General features: G+C 63.8%; 21 protein-coding genes. 12 read left to right on the forward strand and 9 right to left on the reverse strand.

What is annotated here, in order from left to right:
- Positions 1-291: 291 nt before the first annotated feature.
- The 6 genes from NH396_RS09975 to NH396_RS10000 all read left to right on the forward strand — a co-directional run bounded on the left by NH396_RS09975 (position 292) and on the right by NH396_RS10000 (position 6520).
- Entirely contained in the window at positions 292-939 is a 648-nt protein-coding gene (locus NH396_RS09975; RefSeq protein WP_306424402.1) for a c-type cytochrome, read from the forward strand.
- A gap of 277 nt (positions 940-1216) precedes the next feature.
- Positions 1217-1861, forward strand: coding sequence for a thiol:disulfide interchange protein DsbA/DsbL (locus tag NH396_RS09980; protein ID WP_176675900.1), 645 nt, complete (start codon positions 1217-1219; stop codon positions 1859-1861).
- A 92-nt stretch (positions 1862-1953) separates the two neighbouring features.
- Positions 1954-2691 carry an endonuclease/exonuclease/phosphatase family protein gene (locus tag NH396_RS09985; RefSeq protein ID WP_225996620.1) on the forward strand — a complete coding sequence of 246 codons (738 nt, stop codon included), beginning with the start codon at positions 1954-1956 and terminating at the stop codon, positions 2689-2691.
- A gap of 577 nt (positions 2692-3268) precedes the next feature.
- A complete protein-coding gene (locus NH396_RS09990) occupies positions 3269-3838 on the forward strand; it encodes a TRAP transporter small permease subunit (protein WP_253063353.1) in 570 nt (189 codons plus the stop codon).
- Positions 3838-5244: a TRAP transporter large permease subunit gene (locus tag NH396_RS09995; protein ID WP_176675897.1), complete on the forward strand. Its 1407-nt coding sequence runs from the start codon at positions 3838-3840 to the stop codon at positions 5242-5244. The genes NH396_RS09990 and NH396_RS09995 overlap by 1 nt, the downstream gene beginning before the upstream one ends.
- Positions 5245-5473: 229 nt before the next feature.
- Positions 5474-6520 (forward strand): TRAP transporter substrate-binding protein, encoded by a 1047-nt coding sequence (locus NH396_RS10000; protein ID WP_253063601.1) that lies wholly within the window; start codon positions 5474-5476, stop codon positions 6518-6520.
- A gap of 99 nt (positions 6521-6619) precedes the next feature.
- Here the strand turns inward: NH396_RS10000 and dtd are convergent, their stop codons facing one another.
- From dtd to NH396_RS10015, 3 genes are all read right to left on the reverse strand, one after another.
- A complete protein-coding gene (dtd, locus tag NH396_RS10005; RefSeq protein WP_107335714.1) occupies positions 6620-7069 on the reverse strand; it encodes a D-aminoacyl-tRNA deacylase in 450 nt (149 codons plus the stop codon).
- A 130-nt stretch (positions 7070-7199) separates the two neighbouring features.
- Positions 7200-8474: a TRAP transporter large permease gene (locus NH396_RS10010; protein WP_253063355.1), complete on the reverse strand. Its 1275-nt coding sequence runs from the start codon at positions 8472-8474 to the stop codon at positions 7200-7202.
- A 78-nt stretch (positions 8475-8552) separates the two neighbouring features.
- Positions 8553-9215 carry a TRAP transporter small permease gene (locus NH396_RS10015; RefSeq protein ID WP_253063357.1) on the reverse strand — a complete coding sequence of 221 codons (663 nt, stop codon included), beginning with the start codon at positions 9213-9215 and terminating at the stop codon, positions 8553-8555.
- A gap of 442 nt (positions 9216-9657) precedes the next feature.
- Between NH396_RS10015 and dctP the strand changes: the two genes are divergently transcribed.
- Positions 9658-10749: a TRAP transporter substrate-binding protein DctP gene (gene dctP, locus NH396_RS10020; protein ID WP_253063359.1), complete on the forward strand. Its 1092-nt coding sequence runs from the start codon at positions 9658-9660 to the stop codon at positions 10747-10749.
- Positions 10750-10867: 118 nt separating this feature from the next.
- Here the strand turns inward: dctP and NH396_RS10025 are convergent, their stop codons facing one another.
- Together NH396_RS10025 and thiD are read right to left on the reverse strand one after the other, a co-directional pair.
- Entirely contained in the window at positions 10868-11542 is a 675-nt protein-coding gene (locus tag NH396_RS10025; RefSeq protein ID WP_253063361.1) for a chalcone isomerase family protein, read from the reverse strand.
- A gap of 138 nt (positions 11543-11680) precedes the next feature.
- The gene (gene thiD / locus NH396_RS10030) at positions 11681-12481 is read right to left on the reverse strand and encodes a bifunctional hydroxymethylpyrimidine kinase/phosphomethylpyrimidine kinase (protein ID WP_175089007.1); all 801 of its coding nucleotides are present in this window, start codon (positions 12479-12481) and stop codon (positions 11681-11683) included.
- A 143-nt stretch (positions 12482-12624) separates the two neighbouring features.
- On the opposite strand from thiD, the gene NH396_RS10035 reads away from it, so the two are divergent.
- Positions 12625-13053: a YqaA family protein gene (locus NH396_RS10035; protein ID WP_253063603.1), complete on the forward strand. Its 429-nt coding sequence runs from the start codon at positions 12625-12627 to the stop codon at positions 13051-13053.
- A gap of 344 nt (positions 13054-13397) precedes the next feature.
- The gene (locus NH396_RS10040; RefSeq protein WP_253063363.1) at positions 13398-14630 is read left to right on the forward strand and encodes a patatin-like phospholipase family protein; all 1233 of its coding nucleotides are present in this window, start codon (positions 13398-13400) and stop codon (positions 14628-14630) included.
- A gap of 121 nt (positions 14631-14751) precedes the next feature.
- Here NH396_RS10040 and NH396_RS10045 read toward each other — a convergent pair whose 3' ends face one another.
- On the reverse strand, positions 14752-15516 hold the full coding sequence (locus NH396_RS10045) for a pseudouridine synthase (protein WP_253063365.1): 765 nt from the start codon (positions 15514-15516) through the stop codon (positions 14752-14754).
- A 3-nt stretch (positions 15517-15519) separates the two neighbouring features.
- Positions 15520-17454 carry an ATP-binding cassette domain-containing protein gene (locus NH396_RS10050; RefSeq protein ID WP_253063367.1) on the reverse strand — a complete coding sequence of 645 codons (1935 nt, stop codon included), beginning with the start codon at positions 17452-17454 and terminating at the stop codon, positions 15520-15522.
- A 255-nt stretch (positions 17455-17709) separates the two neighbouring features.
- On the opposite strand from NH396_RS10050, the gene NH396_RS10055 reads away from it, so the two are divergent.
- Positions 17710-18315, forward strand: coding sequence for a TIGR02444 family protein (locus NH396_RS10055; RefSeq protein WP_253063369.1), 606 nt, complete (start codon positions 17710-17712; stop codon positions 18313-18315).
- A 139-nt stretch (positions 18316-18454) separates the two neighbouring features.
- Complete coding sequence (locus tag NH396_RS10060; RefSeq protein ID WP_043333314.1) at positions 18455-19162, forward strand: FKBP-type peptidyl-prolyl cis-trans isomerase; 708 nt, start codon at positions 18455-18457, stop codon at positions 19160-19162.
- Positions 19163-19623: 461 nt separating this feature from the next.
- Here NH396_RS10060 and NH396_RS10065 read toward each other — a convergent pair whose 3' ends face one another.
- Both NH396_RS10065 and NH396_RS10070 read right to left on the reverse strand, forming a co-directional pair.
- The gene (locus tag NH396_RS10065; RefSeq protein WP_054556420.1) at positions 19624-20340 is read right to left on the reverse strand and encodes an SCO family protein; all 717 of its coding nucleotides are present in this window, start codon (positions 20338-20340) and stop codon (positions 19624-19626) included.
- A gap of 64 nt (positions 20341-20404) precedes the next feature.
- The gene (locus NH396_RS10070) at positions 20405-20998 is read right to left on the reverse strand and encodes a hypothetical protein (protein ID WP_253063371.1); all 594 of its coding nucleotides are present in this window, start codon (positions 20996-20998) and stop codon (positions 20405-20407) included.
- 282 nt (positions 20999-21280) lie between these two features.
- Here NH396_RS10070 and NH396_RS10075 point away from each other — a divergent pair, with 282 nt between their 5' ends.
- The gene (locus NH396_RS10075; RefSeq protein WP_253063373.1) at positions 21281-22210 is read left to right on the forward strand and encodes an AEC family transporter; all 930 of its coding nucleotides are present in this window, start codon (positions 21281-21283) and stop codon (positions 22208-22210) included.
- The last annotated feature ends 52 nt before the right edge of the window (positions 22211-22262 follow it).

Consider the following 22262-nt stretch of genomic DNA (forward strand, 5'->3'; position numbering starts at 1 on the left):
TTTCCGACATCAGCGGAAAGATGCACTGGATGACTGCGATGACACGACTGGCGACAGGCACGCTCACGCGCCCTGAGGGGATTCGCTATACTGCCTGCAAGGTCAGCATGACGATCATGAGGCCTAGTGTACCACCCTGCTCTCACGGGCTGCGAGAGTGGGGGGCACTTCTCACCGCGCGCAGCACGGCGCGGGCACCGGGGAAATGACAGAGGCCATCATCCACGCCGGATGATACAAGCCCCGAACGGGCCTCTTCGTGAAACAGGGACCAGTGAAATGGATGAGCTGATGAGACCAAGGCAGATCCCCGAGCGCCCCTTGCGCCTGCTGCTGGCACTTGCTGCCACGATGCTGGCCGCCACCTTGCCGACGGGGGCCGCCGCCGAGTCGCTGGTCGGCGATGCCGCGGCAGGCAAGGCCAAGGCTGCCGTCTGTGCTGCCTGTCATGGCGCCCAGGGCATCTCGCCGACGCCGGCCTTCCCCCATCTTGCTGGCCAGCAGGCCCACTACCTGCGCAAGCAGACGGCCGACATCCGGGATGGTCGCCGCTCGGTGCCGCAGATGGCCGGTATCGCCGACAACCTGAGCGATCAGGACATCGCCGATATCGCGGCCCATTACGCCGCGCAGCCCGCCAATCGTGGTCAGGCCGAGCCAGAGGCGGCCCGTGCAGGCGAGGTGCTGTATCGGGCCGGCTCGCTCGAGCGTGGCATCGCGGCCTGCACAGCCTGTCATGGTCCGCGCGGTGAAGGCATCGACTCGGCAGGTTATCCGGCGCTGGCCGGGCAATTCCCCGCCTATACCGTCTCAGCACTCAAGGCCTTCCGCGACGGCAGCCGCGACAACGACCCGAACGCCATCATGAGCAGCATCGCCGCGCGCATGAGTGACAGCGATATGCAGCAGGTGGCCGAATATCTCCACGGCCTGCGCTGAGGCATCCGTTCAGCCGGGTGTCGCGTATGACTGACTTGATGACGACCAGCACCAGCACGCCTTTCAAGGGGCGTGGTCAAGCGACGCCTTGTACGGGGCTTGCTCGAACGGCGTTCATCCAGCGGTCAACCTTGTCGCGCTAGGCTGGCCCGACAGTGATCCGCCGTGTCCCGCCCGGCAGTCTCGACAGCGGTGGTGGCTGACACGCATACTCGATGCATCACTAATGTTGCCGGGTATCATCACCGGGCATGCCTCAATCCGATGGAGATGTTCCATGAAGTGGAAACCCCTACTGACTCTGGTGGCGGGCCTTGGCCTGTCAGCAAGCGTTTTCGCCGCTGAAGCTGGCAAGGACTACCAGGTGCTCGACGAGCCGGTGAAGACCGATGCGCCGGCAGGCAACGTCGAAGTGGTCGAGGCATTCTGGTATGGCTGCCCGCATTGCTACGCGCTGGAATCCAGCCTCGAGCCGTGGGTCGATGAGTTGCCGAGCGACGTGACCTTCAACCGCCTGCCGGCCACCATGGGGCAGGACTGGGTCAAGCACGCCTATGCCTTCTATGCCGCCAAGGACCTGGGCATCCTCGACGAGACCCACAAGGCCTTCTTCGATGCCATCCATCAGGACCACCAGCGCCTGACCGATCCGGATGATATCGCCAAATTCTACAGCGACTACGGCGTCAGCGAAGAAAACGCCAAGAAGTCGCTGACCTCCTTCGGCGTGAAGAGCCAGGTCAATCAGGCCCACGCCCAGATGCGTGCCTACAAGATCATGGGCGTACCGGCACTGATCGTGGATGGCCGCTATGTCATCTCGCCGAGCACGGCTGGTTCACTGCAGAACATGCTCAAGATCACCGACGAGCTGGTCGAGCAGGTGCGTGAAGAGAAAGCCGGCAGCAAGGACGCCGCTTGATGGCAGCGGCTGCTGACTCAGTGGCCGCCAGCGCCACGGAAGGTGCCGGAATCGACGAGACGGCACCTCCCCTGCGTCTGCTGACCTTCAACATGCAGGTCGGTATCCATACCGCGGCGTGGCATCACTATGTCACCCGCGGTTGGCAGCATGTGCTGCCCCACCCGATGCGCCGCAAGCGTCTGGAGCTGATCGCCGCCGCCATCACGCCCTACGATATCGTCGGACTGCAGGAGGTGGATGGGGGCAGTTTCCGCTCCGGCAACGTCAATCAGGTCGATTCACTGGCCGAGACGGCCGAATTCCCGCATCGCTATCAGCAGCTCAATCGCAACCTGGGCCGCCTGGCTCAGCACAGCAACGGCCTGCTGTCGCGCCTGCCGATCAGCCATCTCGAAGAGCACAGCCTGCCCGGCACTCTGCCGGGGCGCGGGGCCATCCATGCCCGCTTCGGCGAGGGCGAACACGCCCTGCATGTCTTCGTCACCCACCTGGCTCTCGGTGCCCGTATCCAGCATCGTCAGCTGCAGTATCTTGGCGAGCTGATCGCGCCCCTCAAGCATGTGATCGTGATGGGTGACCTCAATTGCACGCTGGCCCAGCTCCGTCAGCACAAGGCGTTCAGCGAGGCACTCGATTCCCGCCCCAGCAAGGCCATCAACAGCTACCCGGCCTGGCAGCCACGCCGTGGGCTCGACCATATCCTGGTCTCCTCGACGCTGCGCTTGAGCCACCCGACCACGCTGTCACACCTGTTCTCCGACCATCTGCCGCTTGCGGTAGAAGTCCATCTGCCAGCCGCATGCCGCAAGGCAATCGGGCTCGCCTGACTTTCCGGCGCCTCTCTCAGTCATGCATCTCTGATGCCTGACACTCTGACATCGCTCCCCCGCACGAATGTCGCCCCCTCTACCGCCTGGCTCACCCGTCCGGCTCTCCCGACTCAAGCTTCCGCCAGCTTTGGCTTGATACGCATAACGCGACCCACCCGCGTCCTTCCTCGAGCGTTCCCATGCATCACTGCCGGCATTGCCTCGCCTATCTCACTGCAAGCAAAGGCAAAAACCGCCTGTCAGACCAATGATCCATTTGTTGTTGTGCCGCCGCTCGCTACTCTTTGTCTGCCAATGACGTGGATTAATCGTTGACTTAGCGATGACTGGTGACATGCCGCATCCGAGCGACGTCACTTACAGGGATGAAGCGTGGAATAGCGTTGTTCAAAGCAATGCCATCACGGCTTGCTGCACACCGCGACTGACCACAACATGAGCAACATCTGAATTGGCGACCTTGCCAGCAATCGCTTGCAACACAAGCGCTTGGCAAAGACACAGCAAACGCTGTCGGCAAAGCAACAACAACACCAACAATCATCACCTGCTACCCGCAGGCCAAGGGGACTCCATGTCTGCCAATGCCTCTACCCCCGGCTGGCTCACAGGGCTCGACCGCATGACCGAGGGGCTGGGACGCTGCGTATCCTGGCTGGTCGTCATCATGATGCTGGTCGAATTCACCATCGTGATGCTGCGCTACGTCTTCAATATCAACAGCATCCCCATGCAGGAATCCGTGATGTACATGCACGCGGCCGTCTTCCTGCTCGCCGCCAGCTACACGCTCAAGCACGACGGCCATGTGCGAGTGGATATCTTCTATCAGCGCATGTCGCACCGCGGAAAGTCGTGGGTCGATCTCGGCGGCACCCTGTTCCTGCTGTTCCCGGTGATGACATTCATCCTGCTCTCCAGCCTCGGTTACGTGGGCGATTCCTGGGACATCAAGGAAGCCTCCCCCGAATCCGGCGGCCTGCCGGGCGTCTACCTGCTCAAGACCCTGATTCCAGCCATCGCCATCCTGATGATGCTGCAAGGCGTGGCGGAAGCCGGCCGACACCTGCTGTTCCTGATGGGCCGCCTGCCCTCCCCGCATGCGAGCGATGACACCCCTGACCACGATGAGGAGCTGGTGTAATGCTCGAGATCATGCCACTGCTGCTGTTCGTGTGTATCTGTATCGTCCTGATGCTGGGCTATCCGGTGGCGCTGTCACTGGCCGGTACCGCGCTTGCCTTCGCCGGACTCGGCATGGGGCTGGACGCACTGGGCATTACCCAGGGCGTATTCGATGCCAGCTTCCTGTCCGCGATGCCCAACCGCCTCTACGGCACCATGACCAACCAGACCCTGCTGGCCGTGCCATTGTTCGTGTTGATGGGCGTGCTGCTGGAGAAGTCCAAGGTCGCCGAAACGCTGCTCGACGCCATGGCGCTGATGTTCGGCTCGCTGCGTGGCGGACTGGGGATTTCCGTGACCATCGTCGGCATGCTGCTGGCCGCCTCCACCGGTATCGTCGGCGCGACCGTCGTCACCATGGGCCTGCTGTCACTGCCGACCATGCTCAAGCGCGGTTATGACCCGTCACTGGCCACCGGCGCCATCTGTGCCACTGGCACCTTGGGGCAGATCATCCCGCCGTCCATCGCGCTGGTCCTTTTGGGCGATGTGCTGTCTTCCGCCTATCAGCAGGCCCAGCTGTCGATGGGCATCTGGAGTCCGAAGACCGTCTCGGTGGGTGACCTGTTCATCGGCGCGCTGATTCCGGGCCTGATCCTGGTGCTCGCCTATATCGTCTACATCGCCATGGTCGCCTGGCTGAAACCGGAAAAGGCGCCGGCCGTCGACCGTGATTCGCTGATGGAAGAGCTGGGGCATACCGGCAGCATCTTCTGGCTGATGATGAAGGGGCTGGTGCCGCCGATCGTGTTGATCGTCTGTGTGCTCGGCTCGATTCTCGGCGGTCTCGCGACCCCGACAGAAGCCTCTGCCGTAGGCGCCTTCGGTGCACTGATGCTGGCCCTCGCCAACCGCAAGCTGAGCCTGAAGACCCTGACGGAAGTGGTGCGCTCCACCACCAACGTCACCTCGATGGTGTTCCTGATCCTGATCGGTGCCGCGCTGTTCTCGCTGGTATTCCGCGGCTTCGGCGGCGAAGAGGTCGTCACCGAGATCTTCGAGAACATGCCCGGCGGCGTCATCGGTGCCACCCTGGTGGTGATGCTGGTGATCTTCCTCCTCGGCTTCATCCTCGACTTCATCGAGATCACCTTCGTGGTGGTACCGATCGTCGGCCCGGTGCTGCTGGCCATGGGCCTCGACCCGATCTGGCTGGGCATCATGATCGCCATCAACCTGCAGACTTCCTTCCTGACGCCGCCGTTCGGTTTCGCGCTGTTCTACCTGCGCGGCGTGGCCCCCAAGGAAGTCAGCACCAAGCAGATCTACAAGGGGGTCATTCCGTTCATCCTGATCCAGCTGTGCATGCTGGGTGCGCTGGCCGCCTTCCCGGGCCTGGCGACCTGGCTGCCGGCCCAGTTCTAGGCCACGACTGACGAAACAGTACAAGGACAGAGTAGCAACTGAATTGGCGGGGGTAGCTCCGCCAGCTGATGGGAGAGCCGCCAGTCGGCTCATGCAGATGCACGGGAGCCGTTCGCGGCCCACCTCTTGCCCAGCACCGGTCACTGACCGGTGCACAACAACAATCGGGCACTTCAAGGAGCATGCCATGCAACTCAACAAACTCGCCTTCGGTATCGCCGTCGGCACCATGACCGCCATGGGCACCCTGCCGGCCGTTGCCAACGCCGCCGATACCTTCACCTGGAAGATGGTCACCTCGTGGCCGAAGAACTTCCCGGGGGTGGGCCAGGGACCGGAACGCCTCGCGCGTCTGGTCGACGAGATGTCCGACGGCCGCCTCAAGATCAAGGTCTATGGCGCAGGCCAGCTGGTGCCGGGCTTCGAGGTACTCGATACCGTCTCTTCCGGTACCGCGCAGATCGGTCACTCGGCTTCCTACTACTGGAAAGGCAAGGCGCCGGAAGCCCAGTTCTTCGCCGCCGTCCCCTTCGGCATGACCGCGCAGGAAATGAACGCCTGGCTGCATTACGGCGGCGGCCTGGAGCTGTGGAACGAGGTCTACGACAAGTTCGGCGTCGAAGTCATGGCCGGTGGCGCCTCGGGCGTGCAGATGGGCGGCTGGTTCAACAAGGAGATCAACTCGGTCGCCGACCTCGATGGCCTGAAGATGCGTATCCCGGGTCTGGGTGGCGATGTCATGCAGCAGATGGGCGTGGCGACGGTCAGCATGCCGGGCGGCGAGATCTTCACCTCGCTGCAGTCCGGTGCCATCGATGCCACCGAGTGGATCGGCCCGTACAACGACCTGGCCTTCGGTCTCTATCAGGCCGCCAAGTACTACTACTATCCGGGCTGGCACGAGCCGACCGTCACCTTCGAGGCCATCGTCAACGACGACGCCATGGCCGAGCTCCCCAAGGACCTGCAGGCCATCCTGCGTTCCGCGGTACGTGACGTGAACCAGGACATGCTCGACGAGTACACCGCGCGCAACAACGACGCCCTCGAGACACTGCTCAACGAGCACAAGGTCGAGCTGCGCCGTTACCCGCAGGACGTGCTCGACAAGGCACGTGAACTGTCCGGCGACGTGGTCAAGAAACTCGGCGAGTCCAACGATCTGGCCGGCCGCATCTACGAGTCCTATACCACCTTCGAAGGCAAGGTCGAGAAGTGGCATGAGGTCTCTGAACAGGCCTACCTGAACGCACGTAATCCGGAAGGCGTGCAGTAAGACCGCGTTACCTGCGCCGCGCTCCCGCGAGGCGGCGCAGTCCCGTCATCCAATGCTTGCAGCCGCCCCCTCGGGGGCGGCTTTTTTGGGTCTGCGCGATCAGCTTTCGAGCAGGAAGGTCACCGGCCCGTCATTGAGTAACGAGACCTGCATGTTGGCGCCGAAGCGTCCGGTCTCGATTCCCACCCCGAGCTCTCTCCCGCGCTCACGCGCCTTGTCGACCAGATAGGTGAACAGCCGCTCGCCCTCCGCCGGTGGCGCCGCCGAGGAGAAGCTGGGACGCATGCCGCTGCCGGTGTCCGCCGCCAGCGTGAACTGCGAGACCAGCAGCAGACTGCCGCCAGCCTGCTGGACGTTGAGGTTCATCTTGTCGTTCTCGTCACCGAAGACCCGATAATGCAGCAGCTTGTGCAGCAACTTGTCGGCACGCGCCTCGTCATCGCCCTTCTCGACGCCTACCAGTACCAGCAGACCGCCTTCGATGGCGCCGACGCTCTCGTCCTCGACCACGACTTCTGCCCGTGTGACACGCTGGATCAATGCTCGCATGCCGCTTGCTCCTTCAAGAGATGGATGTTGATTCATGACATTTCGTGCTCGGAGCATACCAGACGCGAACGCCCCGCAGACTGAGCCTGCGGGGCGCGACAGGTGTTACTTGAGAGGATGGGAGGCGCTGCTAGCTGGCGAGGCTGGGCAGGAACAGCGCGATCTGCGGGAACAGCATCAGCAGCACCGTCGCCAGCAACAGCAGGGCAATGAAGGGCGGCGTCCCTCGGATGACCTCCATGTACGGTTTTCTAAATACCGCCACCGCAGTGAAGATGTCGCAGCCAAAGGGCGGAGTCGCCGAACCTATCGCCGCCTGCAGGGTGACCAGGGTGCCGACCAGCACCGGGTCCAGCCCGGCGGCATCGACTGCCGGCGCAAACACCGGCGCCAGAATCAGGATCACCACGATAGGGTCCACGAACATGCAGCCGACGAAGTAGGCCGCCGCGATCACCGCCAAGAGCGCCAGCGCATGCTCCGACAGGTAGGGAATGTAGCCGCCGAGGATGGCATCCGGAATCTTGGCGAAGGAGATCATCCACGAGAATCCCGCGCCCGCCGCCACCAGGATGAACACCACCGCGGTGATCAACCCCGTGGAGAAGGCTACACCGGGCAGGTCCTTCAGGGTCACGCCGCGATAGATCAGCATCTCGAGAATCAGCGCATAGATCACCGAGACCGTGGCGGCCTCCGTCGGCGAGAACATGCCCGAGTAGATGCCGCCGATGATGATCACCGGGAAGCCCGCCGGCAGGCTGGCGCGCTTCAAGGCCTTGAGGCGTGCGGGCCAGTCCGCCTTGGGCTGTGGAGCGATGCCCAGCTTCCACGACTTCCACATGCAGTAGAGCGAGAACAGCACCAGGATCATCAGCCCCGGGCCGATACCGGCGATGAACAGGTCACCCACCGAGGTACCGGTCGCGACGCCGTAGATGATCATGCCGATGGAGGGCGGAATCAGCAGCGCGATATCGGAGGCATTGATGATCAATGCGATGGTGAACTTGTCACTGTAACCGGCTTCCAGCAGCCGCGGGCGCAGCGGGCGCCCCATCGCCACCACCGTGGCCTGGGTGGAGCCGGACACCGCGCCGAACAGAGTGCAGCCCAGCGCGGTGGTCACCGGCAGGCCGCCGCGCCAGTGGCCGACGAAGCGCTCGACCAGATCCAGCAGGCGCTGGGCAGTGGAGCCCTTGAGCATGATATCGGCCGCCAGAATGAACATCGGCACCGCCGTCAGCACCACCGGCTGCAGGCCACCGATCATCTGCTGGATCACCAGCTCCGGCTTGAGGAAGGGAAAATCGCTGAACAACAAGAAGAAGGTGCCGACGCTCAATGGCACCATCATGGGTACCCCAAGCAACAGCAGCCCCACCATCACGAGCAGAATCCACATCGCAGCTTCCGTCCCTGGGTCAATGAAGTGTGATCAATCGTCTATCGAGGCATCGAGAAGACATTCCCGACGCAGTGACTAGAGCGCGCCGCTGCCGTCGACTTCCTCGTTCTCGTCCATCTCCGCCGTACGCCATGACAACCAGGCGCCCTGCGCCAGCAGGTTGCGCAGGATCGCCATCAGGTACTGGAGAGCCCCGAGCGCCAGTCCCAGCGGGACCACGGCATAGAGCGCCGCCAGCGACCAGCGCAGCGACGGCGTGACACGCCCGGACCTGGCCAGGCTCTGCAGATAATCCACCGCCAGCCAGGCGAGGTAGGCCAGCAAGGCACAGGTGATGACCTGCCCGGCGATCAGCAGCACCTTGCGCAACCACGGCGGCATGAAGTCCAGCAGCGCCGTCACGCGGATATGTCGCCCGGCGCGCGCGCCGTAGCTGATGCCGAGGAAGGTCAGCCACAGCTGCAGGATCTGCATCAGCTCTTCGGTGAACGGCAGACTGTAGTTGAAGACGTTGCGCCCGATGACGTTGGCGATGCTGGCCGTCGCCATGCCCAGCACACACAGGGCGATCAACCAGCGCTCGGCGTGCGCCAGTCCCTGGTCACCACGTTCGAACCAGGCGGCCAGACGGCGCAGCGGCGCAGGCAGATGTGCGAGGGGGTCCTGACCGCCATTCGTCTCGGCCGGGCTGGGGCGGGTCTCATCAGCGGAGGGAGACTTGGAGGGGGGCGAGTTCATGAAGCGGTTTCCTGTTGATGCGGCATCCTGCCAGATAGGCTTTCTACCAGGCGTCATGCGCGCAGTGGTTTGCACCAGACGGCCAGCACTTGCCAGTACGATCCATTGAAATTTTCCGCGGCGCCGCCGTGATTTTCACTTTGGCTACTCTTGTTCTAGCTTTATTAGCGGCGTTTGAAATCAGTATGCAGCCGACGCACGGCATGTCGCTCTGGCGCCGGGGGCCGATTGTGAAGCCCTGGTGAGCAATGAGCAGAGCCTCGAGTACCAGAGACTCATACGCACAAGCTCAGCTTATTCATAATAAATTCTAATCACACTATCTAATTTGGTGATTTTTTTATTATATTAAGAATGGCAATATTATCTGAATGATGCAAGTTGCACGCCGGGTATGCCCAGAGCCGCCCGACGATGATGGAAATCACACAAGGAGAACAAGATGACGATGCAATGGAACCCGTCACCCGAGCAGAATCGCGAGACGTCCAGGACTCCTGTTCCCCTTTCTCGTCTCGCCGCGCTCATCAAGGGAGGCGCCCTCGCGTCCGGCCTGGGCATGGCGGCGCTGGCCTCCGCGGGCGTGCAGGCGGACACCTGGCGTTTCGCGCTGGAGGAAGTCTCCGGCAGTGTGCAGGATGCCTACGCCCAGGAATTCAAGAAGCGCATCGAAGAGGCCTCCGGCGGTGACATCGATGTCGAGATCTACCCCTACGGTGCACTGGGTACCTCCTCACAGCTCACCGAACTGGTGCAGAGCGATGCCATCCAGCTGACCTTTGCCTCACCGGGTCACCTGGCCTCGGTGATTCCGGAGTCGGGCGTCTTCACGCTGCACTTCCTGTTCTCCGACGACAATGCCATCAATGAAGAGGTGCTCGGCAGCTCCAAGGCCATCGACATGCTGTCCGAGGCCTACACCGAGCAGAACCTCCAGCTGCTGGGCGTGATTCCGGAAGGCTGGATGGTGTGGACCGGCAACCGCGACATCAAGACACCTGAGGACATGGAAGGCTTCAAGATCCGCACCATGACCTCGCCGATTCTGGTCGAGAGCTACCGCGGCTACGGGGCCAACCCGACGCCGATGCCCTATTCCGAGGTCTACTCCGGCCTGCAGCTGGGTCAGATCGACGGCCAGGTGAACCCGGTGTTCGCCATCCAGGAAATGAGCTTCTACGAAGTTCAGGACTACATGATCCAGGCCAAGCAGGCGCAGTTCATCACCACGCTGGTGGCCTCCAGTGACTTCTATTCCGGACTGGATGACGAGCAGCAGCAGATGCTCGACAAGGTCACCAACGAGATGCGTCCGTACATCTTCGAGAAGCAGGAGGAGTACAACGCTGACCGTCTGGAGAAGATCAAGGAAGACAGCGACATCGAGATCATCACGCTGACCGATGAGCAGCGCGAAGCCTTCCGCCCGGTCGGCGAGAAGGGCTGGGACGTCTACCGTGAGCAGGCCGGTGAGCGTGGCAGCAAGATCCTCGACACCCTGCAGGCCGACATCAAGGCTGCCGAAGGCAAGTGATCTCCTGAGCGCTGACAGCTCGCGCTTCGCGCCAGGGCTGTCAGTCAACTTCGAGCATCACCAAGGCATGAAAAAGCCCCTGCCGGGAAACCGGCAGGGGCTTTTTGCGGATCGGGGGTTACTGACCCAGCAACTCGGTGCGGAAATCCTCCTGAGCCGGCGAATCCCCCAGCCAGATCGCGAACAGGCCATTGGCCAGCGCCAGCGAGCCGCTCTCGAAGATCACCTGCTCGTTCAGTACCAGCGACAAGGTGCCTCTGCCGCCACCGGCGGACAGCCATTGCAGCGCATAGCGATCCCCCGGCACGACGTCCTGATAGGCACGATTGAAGCGCGTCAATTCAGGCTCGATCGCCGCAAAATCCGCTGCTGACAGGTTCTTGCGCACGCCCTTGATGGTCGCCTTGGCGAAGTCCTCGGCATCGATGGCATGGAAGTACTCCAGCACCAGGCGACGCGAGACATCCTTGAGCGGCGCCGGGCGCGGGCGACGCGCATCCTGATAATAGGCGCCGACATAGGCGTCCCACAGCAGGTAGGTGAAGAGCCCACTGCCGATCAGCGTCAGCGGCTGGCCGGACTGCGTGGTCACCTGATCCGCGAAGGTCACCCCCTTGATCTCGACGGCGAGCGCAGCCGGGCTGGTGGTGGCAATCAGCGCCCCCATCACGCCCGCGGCCAGCCAGCGCGGCATACTCGCCACCGGCGGACTGACGACACGCCAGGCGGCGTTCAGGCAGCAAACGGCGCCGCGGATAGCTGATACGGGCAAGCGGTACAGCGATATAGGCATGGCATCTACTCGTTGGCTGGCAGGGATCCAGGGGAACTCACGGGGCCTTTCTCCTGCAGGTCATCGCTCCTGCAGGGTCACCGCCCTTGTGGAATCGGCTATCAGTGGCTTGCTCTCATGGGCCTGGCTCTGGCTGACTTACCACAGGGCGTGGAAATGGTGCACCGGCCCCCGACCCTTGCCGACATTGAGCTGATCGGAGGCACGCAGCGCGCCCAACAGCCATTCGCGTGCCTCGACCACCGCCTGCGACAACGGCAGACCGTTCGCCAGTCGCGCCGTGATGGCAGAAGACATCGAGCAGCCGGTGCCGTGCAGGTTGTCGGTCTCGATACGTGGCGCGCACAGCCATTGCTCGCCGGCATCACTGACCAGCAGGTCATCACAGGCCTGCCCCTCAAGCGCTCCACCCTTGATCAGTACCGCCTTCGCGCCTCGGGCGCGCAGCTCGCGAGCGACCTCAGGCATGTCGGAGCGCCCGATCAGGCGCCGCTCACCCAGCAGCACCGCGGCTTCATGCAGGTTGGGCGTGATAATGTCGGCCAGCGGCACCAGGTGCTCGGCCACCGACTGGATGGCAGCATCATTGACCAGCGCATCACCACTCTTGGCGACCAGCACCGGGTCCAGCACGACCCAGCGCGGGCGACGCTGCTGAAGGCGGTCGGCGAGCATTTCCACCACCAGCGGATCGGCCACCATGCCGATCTTGGCGGCGCGGATATCGAGATCATCCAGCACGGCGTCCAGCTGTGCGGCGATGAATTCCCGCGAGACCGCCTCCACGCTGCGCACACCACAGGTATTCTGCGCCGTCAGCGCCGTGATCACGCTGGCCCCGTAGGCGCCCAGCGCAGAGAATGTCTTGAGGTCCGCCTGAATGCCGGCTCCCCCGGAGGGGTCTGAGCCCGCTATCGTCAGGACGCACGGAATATGCATGCAGGAAGCTCCCGAAATATGGCTTTGACGTGCCAACAGCATACCCGAGCTGAGGAGGGAAGAAAGCCACCCCCAGCGCCCTGCCACCGTGAAAAACAGAAGAAAGTGATATGGATGAAGTAGCCGTGCTGTCATTGCCGGCATTGACCTCGCTCGCCGTGATCTCACTGGCCAGCGCCACCCTGCTGCCCGGTGGATCGGAAGCGGCATTCGCGGGACTGTGGTGCCAGGGACACGCGCCCTGGGCGCTGTGGATCGCGGCGACGCTGGGCAACACGCTCGGCAGCCTGATCAACGTCGCCCTGGGGCGTGGCGCCCGCCGCCTGCGCACACGGCGCTGGTTTCCGGTCTCGCGGCGCGCATTGGCGCGCGGCACTCTGTGGTATCGCCGCTTCGGCGCCTGGAGCCTGCTGCTGAGCTGGGCCCCGCTGATCGGCGACCCGCTGACGGTGCTGGCGGGGGTCTTCCGGCTGGCGTGGTGGAAAAGCATCGTCCTGATCGTGATCGCCAAGGGCGGACGCTATGCATTGCTGCTGGCAGCCGACCTGTGGCTGACGCCCTGGTGTCAATGACCGGCGCACGGCTGCTGCTGTCTTCCTCCTTGTCTCTGCCCATACCACTGCTCCTGCCGCCTCAGTCAATCGCTTGAATGAGATCGCAGATACGCAAGGCGAGGATGCGTGCTATGCTGACAGGCGCCATGCTGCACTGCACAATAAAAGCTCTTCCATTGCGTTGACCCAGTGCCTCATTGCCTGGATCAGGTGCTTCATTGCCCTTGATATGCACCTCGTCACCCTTTCGCTGCCTCCACGAGTCCGCGCCTCCCCCATCCCATGGCGTCAGGCTCGCGACGGTCCCCTGACCTCGGGCATTCCCCGGCGGAGTGCTGCACTACTAGAGAGGAGAAGGTTTCATGCGTGATACATCCTGCGACTTCTGCGCCGATGCGCTCAATATTCTGGTGTTGCAAGGCGGTGGTGCGCTCGGCGCCTACCAGATCGGCATCTTCGAGGCGCTGGCCGAGGCCGGCATCCAGCCCGACTGGGTGGTCGGCACCTCGGTCGGCGCCATCAATGGCGCCCTGATCGCCGGCAATCCGGAGGGCGAGCGCCTCAAGGCCCTCGAGTCATTCTGGTATGGCATCGCCCAACCCGCTGCCAGCATGGGCCCCGCCTTTCATCCGTGGGAGCGCAGTGTCGCGCGTACCTCCGCCATGCTGTGGGGCATTCCGGGCTTCTTCCGCCCGCGCCCGCTGTGGACGGTACCGATCTGGCAGAGCTTCTTCGGCGAGCCGCCCAGCCTCTACGACACCGAGCCGCTGGGCGACACGCTCAATCGGCTGGTGGACTTCGAGCGACTCGATGCCCGCCACCCGGAGAATGTTCGCCTGTCGGTGGGGGCGGTGAATATCGGCAGCGGCGCGCTGCGCTACTTCGACTCCTCGCATGAAGCGCTGGACCACCGCCATATTCTGGCCAGCGGCGCCCTGCCACCGGCCTTCCCGCCGGTGTGGGTCGATGGCGAAGCCTATTGGGATGGCGGCCTGTACTCCAATACGCCCGTCAGCTGGGTGCTGTCGGAGCGGCCGCATGGCGAGACGGTGGTCAACTGCTACGTGATCGACCTGTGGAGTGCCGATGGCAAGGTGCCGGAGACATTGCAGGAGGCGCAGCTGCGCGAGAAGGACATCCAGTATTCCAGCCGTGCCGGCGAGCATCTCCATCTGCTGGAAGAGAATCAGGCGCTGCGCATGGGAATCGAGAATCTCGCCGACCATCTGCCGGAGGCGCTGCGCCAGTCACCGAAGATCCAGCGCATCCTCGCCATGACCCAGCAGCCCTCGATCAACGTGGTGCGCCTGCTGGCCGCGGCGCGCCCGGGCGAGACCTCACTGAAGGATATCGACTTCTCGCGCGCGACCATCGACTCGCGGCGCGACAGTGGCTATCAGGACATGCAGGAAGTACTGAGCCGCTGCAGCCAGTTTGCGCCGCTGCCGGAGGATATCGGGGTCATCGTGCGCAACTTCACGCGCAACGCCGACGGCGAGCTGGTCAGCCTGTCGACGCCTGATGCCAGCCCCGCCGACGATGACCAGGCGAGCATCTCGGCAGAGGACCTGCCCGGTCAGGCGACCGGCAGCTGAGCAGCGCTGACGACGATTCAGCACGATCCATCCACACCCCATCGCAGCCGTCACGCGCTGGCGGCGCACCGGGTGGGTGTGGATAACCCGGTGTCGACAAGATGCCACCCGCCGGGTGGCCTCACCCGCGAGGTTGCGCGGCTCCCAGCCGTGAACACTCCCCGCGGGTAAGCTCGCGCCACTCCCCCGGCGCCAGCCCTTCGAGACTCAAGCCCGCCACCGACTCACGGTGCAGCCACACCACGCGATTGCCCAGGCTGCGCCACAGCCGCTTGATGTGATGATGCCGTCCCTCGTGCAGCGTCAGGCACGCCTGGTCCGCGCTGAGAAACGCAAGCTGTGCCGGCAGTGTCGGGCGCGGATCATGTTCGAGCATCACCCCTTGGCGAACCTGTGCAATGGCGCTTTCCTGTTCGACCTCCGACAGGGGACGCTCCAGCCCCATGCGATAGCGCTTGGCGGGGCCCTCGAGCCCGGCAGCGCTGATGCGCGCCGAGACACCGCCGTCATTGGTCAGCAGCAGGGCGCCGGTCGTCGCACGATCAAGACGCCCGACATGGTGGATGTCGGCCAGCCAGCCGCTGTCCTCGCCGCGTGCATTCAGTGTGTCACGCAGCACATCGATCACGGTGGGGTGTTCGGGGTCATGACAGGCCGTCACGACCCCGGCGGGCTTGTTGAGCAGGATATGACGCGGACGCCGCGCGGCCTGCAGGCAGACGACAGCGCCACTCACTGACAGATGGATGTCATCGAAGGGGCCGACCTCATGCAGCGGGTCGCTGACCGTCGCGCCGTTGACCCGCACGCGCCCCGCCGCCAGCGCCGAGAGCGCATGACGACGATTGAGCTGTGGCTGACGTGTCAGCCAGCGGTCCAGCCGCATGACCTAGTCCGCCGCCTTGAGCTGGGCTTCCATGTCTTCCAGCGCTTCCTGAGCCTCGAGCCACTCGGCTTCGGCCTCATCAAGGCGACTCTTTATCTCGCCCTGGCTGGCCAGCAGCCCGGTCAGCTCCGCCTTGCGGTCAGCCTCGTAGAGCGTGGCATCGCCCAGCGCTTCCTCGATCTTGTCCAGCTCGCCCTGCGCCTTGCTCATCTTCTGCTCGGCCTTGTCGCTGACCTTCTTGAGCGGACGCAGCTTCTCGCGCAGTTCGGCCGCCTGACGGCGCGCCTCCTTGCGGTCCGGCGTGCGCGTGCTGCCAGTCTCCGCATCGGCATCCTTCTGGGTACGCGCTTCCCGCCGCTCGCCCTCGACCCGCGCCTTGAGCCAGGCACGGTAATCATCCAGGTCACCATCGAAGGGCGTCACGCGCCCATCGGCGATGCACCAGAATTCATCGACGCAGGCACGCAGCAGGTGGCGGTCGTGGGAGACCAGAATCACGGTGCCCTCGAAGGTCGCCAGTGCATCGGTGAGCGCCTCGCGCATGTCGAGGTCCAGGTGGTTGGTCGGCTCATCCAGCAACAGCAGATTGGGCTTCTGCCAGGCGATCAGCGACAGCGCCAGACGCGCCTTCTCGCCACCGGAGAACGACTCCACCGTGGCGTAGACCTCATCGCCGTGGAAGCCGAAGCTGCCAAGGAAGGTGCGGATCTCCAGCTCACCCGCCGACGGTGACAGGCGCAGCACATGATTGAAGGGCGTCGAGGACAGGTCGAGCCCATCCACCTGGTGCTGGGCGAAGTAGCCGATGGCCAGATGCTCGCCGGCGGTCCGCTGGCCCTCGACCAGCGCAAGCTCGCCGGTGAGCGCCTTGATCAGCGTCGACTTGCCGGCACCGTTGGGGCCGAGCAGACCGATGCGCTGTCCCGGCAGCAGTGAGAAGCGTACCCCGGAGAGCTGCGGCGGCTGACCGGGATAGCCGATCACCGCACGGTCCAGCCCCAGCAGCGGATGCGAGATCTTGTCGGAGCACGGGATGGTGAAGTGGAACGGGGAATCGGCCTTCACGGCCGCCGTTTCCTCCATGCGCTCCAGCATCTTCATGCGGCTCTGGGCCTGACGTGCCTTGGTGGCCTTGGCCTTGAAGCGACGCACGAAATCCTCGATCTCGGCACGCCGCGCCATGGTCTTCTCGTGCTCGACCTGCTCACGCACCAGACGCTCGGAACGCGTGCGCTCGAAGCGGCTGTAATTGCCCTTGTAGACCACCAGTTTGCGACGATCGAAGTGGATGATGTGATCACACACCGCATCGAGGAAGTCGCGGTCGTGGGAGATCAGCAGCAGCGCGCCGGGATAACGCGCCAGCCATTGCTCCAGCCACAGCAACGCATCGAGATCCAGGTGGTTGGTCGGCTCATCCAGCAGCAGCAGGTCGGATGGCGTGAACAGGGTACGCGCCAGATTGGCCCGCATGCGCCAGCCACCCGAGAAGGCCGCCAGCGGCTGACTGAGCTGCGCCTGGCTGAAGCCAAGGCCGACCAGCAGCTGCTCGGCACGTGCCCGTGCGGTGTAGCCATCAAGGGTATCGAAATGGGCGTGCAGCTCGGCCTGACGCTGGTGCTCGCCGCTCTCTTCGGCGGCCGCCAGGGCGCGCTCGGTCTCGCGCAGCGCGTGGTCCCCGTCCATGACGTAGTCGACGATCGGACGCTCCAGTGCATCGATTTCCTGCGCCATGTGCGCGACACGCACGCCACCGGCCAGCGATACCGTGCCGCTGTCGGGCGTCAGCTCGCCGAGGATCAGGCCGAACAGGCTCGACTTGCCGGCGCCGTTGGGGCCGACGATACCGGCCTTGTGACCGGCATGCAGCGTCAGGTCCGCTTCGTCGATCAGCGGTGCTCCGCCGCGTTGCAGGGCGAGCTGGCGCAGTGCAATCATGACAACCTCGATCAGAAAATACGGGGGACGTCGGGCTCCCGTTCACCGCCACCGACACGAGCGCTACGACTCAGCAAGCTGCTGGGCGCGACTCGTGAAGAGACATCATCCGTGACACATGAAGAGACATCATCGGTGGCACGTAAAGAGATATCATCCGTGACACATGAAGAGACATCATCGGTGGCACGTGAAGAGACATCATCCGTGACACATGAAGAGACATCATCCGTGACACACGAAGAGGCCGACTTGATGGGCGCATATTCTATCGGATTGTGGGACTACGCGCTGTCTCTGTATGCCCTGCCCGGCGAGGTCGGCTCTGCGGGCAACTCTCAGCCGACGCCGGACATGATGAGTACCTGCCTGCTGCTGCAGAACGAGGCGGGACTCGATGTCTGCGAGCTGCTGTGGATTCACTGGCTGTCCGCCCACGGCATCGCCCTGGCCGCCTCGCCCACTCGCCTGCTGGAAGACGTGCGCGACTGGCAGGGCTGGATGACCGCCATGCTGCGCGAGCGCCGCCGCCAGCTGAAACAGGAGCTGACGACACTGCCCGCGACCCAGGACCCGGCCGCGGTGCAACGCCTGGAACGCCTCTATCAGCAGCTCAAGGCCTGCGAGCTGTCCGCCGAGCAGGAGACCCTCGCCCAGCTGGAAGAGCTGAGCCCTGCGCTGTCGTCAGCCGAAAGTGTGGCCGGCCTGAGGGCGCCCTTCGCCCATGTCGCGGACCCGCTGCAGGCCTTTCAACAATCACTGGCACTGCTGAGCGGCAAGACGACGCTCGCCGTGGGGGATCACCCGACGGCACGTGCCCTGCGCAGACTGGCACTGGCCCGCGTGCCCGTCAGCGCCTGACAACGCCAGCGAGATGCGGAACTTGTACGCGGCTGGTAGAGTCGGAGTAACACTAGTGCCCGAGGCAGGCCATGCCGCCTCGGTGTCAATTGCGTGTTTCGGGCCCGTCTCAGGCCCATTCCATCCTGAAGGAGTTTTCATGAAACAGCTGGTCAGTGCCGTCGCGCTCGGCGCCCTCCTGGTCACCCCGTTCAGCTTTGCCGCCGATGACAGCCTCGCAGACGAGCAGGCACAGCTCAGCTATGGCATCGGTGCAACTCTGGGCAAGAGCCTCTCCCAGGACATCACCGATCTGGATCTCGACGCCTTCACTCAAGCCGTGCGTGATGTCTACGCCAAGGGCGACATGAAGATGAGCGACCAGGAAATCGCGGATTCGCTTTCCCGCTTCCAGCAGAAGAAGATGGAAGAGCAGAAGAAGATGGTCGAGCAGGAAGCGACCGACAACAAGGCAGAGGGTGACAAGTTCCTCGCCGACAACGCCAAGAAGGACGGCGTGAAGACACTGGATTCCGGTCTGCAGTACAAGGTGCTGGAATCCGGAGACGGCGCGACCCCGTCCGCTGAAGATACCGTCAAGGTGAACTATGAAGGCAAGCTGCTGGACGGCACCGTCTTCGACAGCTCCTACCAGCGTGGCGAGCCGGTCAGCTTCAAGGTCAACCAGGTCATCAAGGGTTGGCAGGAAGCACTGCAGGAAATGAGCGTCGGCGATACCTGGATGCTCTATGTCCCGGCCGAGCTTGCCTACGGCAAGGCTGGCACCGGCGGCCCGATCGGCCCGAACGAGACGCTGACCTTCAAGGTCGAGCTGCTCGACGTGACCAAGGCCGACGCAAAGCAGTAATGGCGGCGTAAGCCCCCCCCCTGCTGGTAACCGGCAAGCACTGCTGCCGGTAGCAACGAAAGAGCCGCCCATCGGGCGGCTCTTTGCGTTTCTGGCAATGGCGGATGTCCGCTGGTTCTCCACTCCAGAAATCCCTGTACGGACGCCGCCAGCCTGTGGATAAATCTGTGGGGAAGCTATTGACCACAGGTTGACAACCGGCCTTTCCGGTGCCTGTCGCGGCAGTGATGCTGGTTGAACGCAAAGCAACCACTGACTTGATATTTTTAGTCGATATCACGTAACAGTTTGTTTTTAATAGCCTTTATAAATCAGCACTTGACGACACTGCGTTGCATGTTCGAGCCGTCATGATTATCCACAAAATTTTCCTCGAGCGCTTGCCAACTTGTGGACAATGTGTATTTCACCTCTGAGAACGGCCTCAAGACGCGGCGCATTCAGCGGGTGCCACGCAGGGCTCAATCAGCGGTCGCGCTCAGGACGCGCGTCACGCCAGCGCGAACACCGGCCGGCCCCGGCGTGAACGGAATACGATCGTAGATGCGCCCCTGGGCAGAGACGAGATAGAGCGCGGCACCATGATCGATGGTGTAACCCAGCGCGGAGTCCTGTGCCTCGACACGTCGATAGCTGACGCCATAACGCCGCGCCACATCGGCGAGTGCCGCCTGACTGCCGGTGATGCCCTGAAAGCGTGGCCCGAAGTGCCCGGTGTACTCGGCCAGCCGGGCAGGCGTGTCGCGCTCGGGGTCCAGCGACACCATCACCGGCACCACGCGCGCCGCCGCCTGGGGTGGCAGTTCAGACATCACCTGACGCAGCGCCGCCAGCGTCATCGGGCAGACATCCGGGCACTGGGTATAGCCGAAGTAGAGCGCGACGACCGGCGTGGCCTGCGCATCTGCGGCCTCGCCCATCGTGACCTCCGCGAGTGTGAAATCACCCTGCTGCGATTCGAGCTGGATGGGACCGCCTAGACTGGCCCAGGCCTGCATCCCCGCAACCGGCGCCAGATCCTGCTGCGCCTGCTGCCAGGCGACACCGGCCCCGATCACGGCCGCCAGGCCGACGGCACCCAGCAACCACCAACGTCTGGCGACGCCCTTGTCGAGCTGATGGCTCTCTTGTCGGCGAGTGCCTGCCTGCCCGTCCTGTGACTTTCGCTCTGCGCCCATCCCTGCCTCCCGGTGCCTTCATGCCTGAAACGACGTCCCTGCCGGCCGGGCTCAACGCCAACGGCTAGCTGCCCTGATGCATCGGGCGGGTATCACGGCGAAACAATTGATCGACCGAGCTTTCTAGCTGCTCCGCCGTGGTGGCCCGGGGATGGCTATCGAAATCGAACCAGCTGCCCAGTCGGCCACGCTCGGTGGTCACGATCACCTGCGCACGCCACGCCATGGTCGCGCTGCTGCAGAACCCCAGCTGCCCTTCCCCCTGCCAATGCTGGCGCTCGAGGCTCTGGGCATCGGTGGTGCTCAGCACGCTGCGCTTCACGCCCATGTCCATATGGCGGCCGATGAAATCCACCTCGACCCCCTCCGGTGAGACGCCCTCCGTCATCACGCGAATGCCCAGCGGTGTCAGCGGACTGATATCACCGTCCAGCGCCAGGGTAATACGCCCGAAGCGGCCCAGTTCGGCAGTACAGGGGGCATGATTGAGCTCGCAGGACTGATTGGGCGCAAACCAGGTCACCTTGCCGTTGCTGCCATCGCGTACCAGGTAATAGTCGATCAGGTAATACAGCGAGACCACGATGGTGATCAGCGTGACGATGATCAGCAGATTGAGCAGCCGCGGGCGGGCATTGTCTTCTTCTACGCGATACATGGCAGTTCCGGCAACGGTCCGGCAGCGCATCGACAGGCAAGGCGCCCCGAATGGGAAAGAAAGTGACGTGACGGGAATGGTCTGCGCTCAGCCACGACATGACGCCAGCGCGTGACCGGCGAACAAGACCTGAGTCCAAGTGCAGCGCTGAGCGAGTCATGACAAGCTTACCAGCCCGCCTCACCGCGGCAGCAGGCGAGACATCATGTCACGCGCTCGCCACATCGCTCTCAAGGCATTCGCACTCAAGGTATTCGCACTCAGCCCCGACAAGGAGTCAGCATGGCAAGTGTACAGCAGGCGCTCGGCCCCCTCTTCCTGTTGATCCTCTCGGGGGCACTACTCAGGTGGAAGCGCTTCCCCGGCGAAGGCTTCTGGAGTGAACTGGAACGCCTGATCTATTACGTGCTGTTCCCCGCCATGCTGGTGTCCACGTTGGCACGTGCCGACATGGCCAGCGTGCCGGTCGTGGCTCTGGCCAGCGTGATGCTGGGCGCGATGCTGCTGTTCGCCGCCGCGCTATGGCTGAGCTGGCGTCACGCGCCGGACTGGCTGAGCCGCCATATGGGCGACGCCGCCTCCTTTACCTCGCTCTTCCAGGGCAGCATCCGCTTCAACAGCTACGTCGGTGTGGCCGGGGCAGCAGCGCTGCATGGCAGCGCCGGGGCGACCGTCGCGGCCGTGGCGCTGGCGCTGATGGTACCGGCCGCCAACCTGCTGTGCGTGATGGCCTTCATCGGCGCAGGCACCCTGGGCGAAGGCGGTCTGCTGCGCTCGCTCAAGGCGCTGACCCGCAATCCGCTGGTGCTGGCGTGTCTGGCCGGCACGGCTCTCAACCTGAGCGGCATCGGCTTGCCGGGCTGGAGTGGCGACGCCATCAGCCTGCTGGGGCGCGCCGCCTTGCCGCTCGGCCTGGTCGCGGTAGGCGTGGCGCTGCGCCCGCGTGTGCTGGTGAGCAGTGGCAGCGTAGCGTGGCTGGCAAGCCTGCTGAAGCTGCTGGCGATGCCGGCACTGGTGGTCGTGCTCTGCCGGTGGTTCGGCCTTGAAGGAGTGGCGCGTGATGTGGCGATTCTGTTCGCGGCGCTGCCCACCGCGACCTCCGCCTATATTCTGGCCCGCCAGCTGGGCGGCAATGCCGAGCTGATGGCGGCCTTGATCACCGCCCAGACGCTGCTGGCGATGCTGACCCTGCCCCTGTGGCTGGCGACCTGAGCTCCTGTCGAGCTGTCGAGCTGACGACCGCACATTCGAAAAGCGCCTTGAG

This window comes from Cobetia sp. Dlab-2-AX (genome assembly GCF_024124625.1).
Classification (GTDB): domain Bacteria; phylum Pseudomonadota; class Gammaproteobacteria; order Pseudomonadales; family Halomonadaceae; genus Cobetia.

What these genes read in the sequence shown, in the direction of transcription:
- NH396_RS09975 (WP_306424402.1), top strand. Translation starts at nt 292, where the DNA reads ATGAGACCAAGGCAGATCCCCGAGCGCCCCTTGCGCCTGCTGCTGGCA.
- NH396_RS09980 (WP_176675900.1), top strand. Translation starts at nt 1,217, where the DNA reads ATGAAGTGGAAACCCCTACTGACTCTGGTGGCGGGCCTTGGCCTGTCA.
- NH396_RS09985 (WP_225996620.1), top strand. Translation starts at nt 1,954, where the DNA reads ATGCAGGTCGGTATCCATACCGCGGCGTGGCATCACTATGTCACCCGC.
- NH396_RS09990 (WP_253063353.1), top strand. Translation starts at nt 3,269, where the DNA reads ATGTCTGCCAATGCCTCTACCCCCGGCTGGCTCACAGGGCTCGACCGC.
- NH396_RS09995 (WP_176675897.1), top strand. Translation starts at nt 3,838, where the DNA reads ATGCTCGAGATCATGCCACTGCTGCTGTTCGTGTGTATCTGTATCGTC.
- NH396_RS10000 (WP_253063601.1), top strand. Translation starts at nt 5,474, where the DNA reads ATGACCGCCATGGGCACCCTGCCGGCCGTTGCCAACGCCGCCGATACC.
- dtd (WP_107335714.1), bottom strand. Translation starts at nt 7,069, where the DNA reads ATGCGAGCATTGATCCAGCGTGTCACACGGGCAGAAGTCGTGGTCGAG.
- NH396_RS10010 (WP_253063355.1), bottom strand. Translation starts at nt 8,474, where the DNA reads ATGTGGATTCTGCTCGTGATGGTGGGGCTGCTGTTGCTTGGGGTACCC.
- NH396_RS10015 (WP_253063357.1), bottom strand. Translation starts at nt 9,215, where the DNA reads ATGAACTCGCCCCCCTCCAAGTCTCCCTCCGCTGATGAGACCCGCCCC.
- dctP (WP_253063359.1), top strand. Translation starts at nt 9,658, where the DNA reads ATGACGATGCAATGGAACCCGTCACCCGAGCAGAATCGCGAGACGTCC.
- NH396_RS10025 (WP_253063361.1), bottom strand. Translation starts at nt 11,542, where the DNA reads ATGCCTATATCGCTGTACCGCTTGCCCGTATCAGCTATCCGCGGCGCC.
- thiD (WP_175089007.1), bottom strand. Translation starts at nt 12,481, where the DNA reads ATGCATATTCCGTGCGTCCTGACGATAGCGGGCTCAGACCCCTCCGGG.
- NH396_RS10040 (WP_253063363.1), top strand. Translation starts at nt 13,398, where the DNA reads ATGCGTGATACATCCTGCGACTTCTGCGCCGATGCGCTCAATATTCTG.
- NH396_RS10045 (WP_253063365.1), bottom strand. Translation starts at nt 15,516, where the DNA reads ATGCGGCTGGACCGCTGGCTGACACGTCAGCCACAGCTCAATCGTCGT.
- NH396_RS10050 (WP_253063367.1), bottom strand. Translation starts at nt 17,454, where the DNA reads ATGATTGCACTGCGCCAGCTCGCCCTGCAACGCGGCGGAGCACCGCTG.
- NH396_RS10055 (WP_253063369.1), top strand. Translation starts at nt 17,710, where the DNA reads ATGGGCGCATATTCTATCGGATTGTGGGACTACGCGCTGTCTCTGTAT.
- NH396_RS10060 (WP_043333314.1), top strand. Translation starts at nt 18,455, where the DNA reads ATGAAACAGCTGGTCAGTGCCGTCGCGCTCGGCGCCCTCCTGGTCACC.
- NH396_RS10065 (WP_054556420.1), bottom strand. Translation starts at nt 20,340, where the DNA reads ATGGGCGCAGAGCGAAAGTCACAGGACGGGCAGGCAGGCACTCGCCGA.
- NH396_RS10070 (WP_253063371.1), bottom strand. Translation starts at nt 20,998, where the DNA reads ATGTATCGCGTAGAAGAAGACAATGCCCGCCCGCGGCTGCTCAATCTG.
- NH396_RS10075 (WP_253063373.1), top strand. Translation starts at nt 21,281, where the DNA reads ATGGCAAGTGTACAGCAGGCGCTCGGCCCCCTCTTCCTGTTGATCCTC.